This is a genomic window from Frankia sp. Hr75.2 (genome assembly GCF_949319125.1).
Lineage (GTDB): Bacteria > Actinomycetota > Actinomycetes > Frankiales > Frankiaceae > Parafrankia > Parafrankia soli.
Genome location: NZ_CASGGV010000171.1, coordinates 1 through 1,095, shown reverse-complemented (window position 1 = coordinate 1,095; position 1,095 = coordinate 1). Strand labels below are relative to the sequence as shown.

The 1,095-nt window shown below is 68.4% G+C and carries 1 protein-coding gene; it reads right to left on the bottom strand.

Features of this window, described 5'->3' with window-relative positions; all coding sequences use genetic code 11:
- The coding region (locus tag AC559T_RS13750) for an RNA-guided endonuclease InsQ/TnpB family protein (protein ID WP_498868933.1) at positions 1-1,061 on the bottom strand (1,061 nt) is incomplete at its 3' end.
- Positions 1,062-1,095: the final 34 nt, after the last annotated feature.

Sequence of the window (1,095 nt, the reverse complement as noted above, 5' to 3'; positions counted from 1 at the left end):
TGCCCGCAGGCGACGCACCGGAACACCGCTTGGCTCTCGCGGTTCCCGGGCGCCACATGCCCGCAGGACGAGCAACACAGGCTGGTGTAAGCGGCCGGGATCTTCTCCACCCGGCCGGGTGCTTTCTGTTCCAACCGCCGGGCGAGCAGACCCCAGCCGTTGGCGAGGATGCCCCGGTTCAGTCCGGCTTTCTGGCGAACATTGCGGCCCGGCTGGTCGACAGTGCCTCGGGCCGACCGGGTCATGTTCGTGATGCGGAGATCTTCCACCCGGATGACGTCGAACCGGCGGGCAAGATCGGTGGAGGTTCTCTCCACCCAGTCTTTCCGCCGGTCGGCCTCCCGGGCCTTCATCCGGGCGATCCGGGTCTTCAGCCGGCCGCGCCGGTTCGACCCGCGTGTGGCTTTCGCCAGCCGGCGCTGGAGCCGGCGGAGCCGTTCGGCTTCCTTCGGTCTCAGCTTCGGGCAGGACAGCAGCTCCCCGGTGGACAGCGCCGCGGACACGGCGACACCCCGGTCCACACCGACGACCTCGCCGACCTGGCCGGTTCCCGGCGCGGGGATCGGGTCGGGTGCTACGGCGAACGCCACATGCCAGCGGCCCGCCCGATCCCGGGTCACCCGGTACGACCTGAAGTCCGGGATCGTCCGCGACACGCGGAACCTCACCCAGCCGACCTTCGGGATCCAGCATCGGGACCACTTCCGGTTCAGCGTCTCGACCCGCGCGTTCTTCCCCACGATCTGGAAACCCTCGGACCGGCCACGTTTCCGGAAGGTCGGGCGGCGGTGCGAGCCGTTGAAGAAGTTCCGCATAGCCTGGTCGAAGTCTCGAAGCGCCTGCTGCTGAACGGTCTGCGAACCGGCCCGCAGCCACTCGAACTCCGCCCGCGCGTCGGTCAACTGCCGGCAACGCTCCGCATGGTTCGGCGCCTTTCTTCGGGAAGGCGTCCACCACGGCTGCTGTTCGACCGCGAGATTCCAGACAAAACGCGCGTGCCCGCAGTGCTCTTCCATTCCGGCGACCTGTTCGGCTGCCGGGTCGAGCCGGTAGCGGGACATGCCCTCATTCTACCGAAAGGATTCGATCATGCGG